Annotated in this window: 1 protein-coding gene; it reads right to left on the reverse strand. The window is 52.8% G+C overall.

Going from position 1 to position 428, the window contains the following annotated elements:
* Positions 1–26: 26 nt before the first annotated feature.
* The coding region (locus F0L68_RS45755; RefSeq protein ID WP_149855388.1) for a trypsin-like serine protease at positions 27–428 on the reverse strand (402 nt) is incomplete at its 5' end.

Raw genomic sequence — 428 nt, forward strand, 5'->3', positions numbered from 1 at the left:
CTCTGCTTTATTTATACGTTTGCATGTTACACGTAGTCGTAGACGTGCTGTTTGATCCAGGGCAGGTGCTTTGCGACGTCCGTGAATAGGGCGTGACTCTGACAGGCGTGCTGCAGCTCGGGCGAGTAGTAGAACGAGAGCACGCCGCGCAGGTACCATTTGTTCTTCACTCGGACCATCATGCCGCCCCCGCTGTCTTTGTGGCAGTTACTAGTGCCGTTGACATGCTTAGCGCAGTAAATCTTGTCTGAAATGTACGCGCTGTATGACGGATCGTGAGACCGAAGGCAGGAGTTCTGGTCCACCTCGATCATTTCGATCGTCGTTAATTCTTTATGATGCTTTCCTGTCACATCGTAGCCCCAGCCAGCGATCGTCCCAACTTTACTTGTTGACTCTTCTCCCGACCAGATGCAGGCGGGTTGCAC

The sequence above is a fragment of the Solihabitans fulvus genome, assembly GCF_008386585.1.
Classification (GTDB): Bacteria; Actinomycetota; Actinomycetes; order Mycobacteriales; family Pseudonocardiaceae; genus Solihabitans; species Solihabitans fulvus.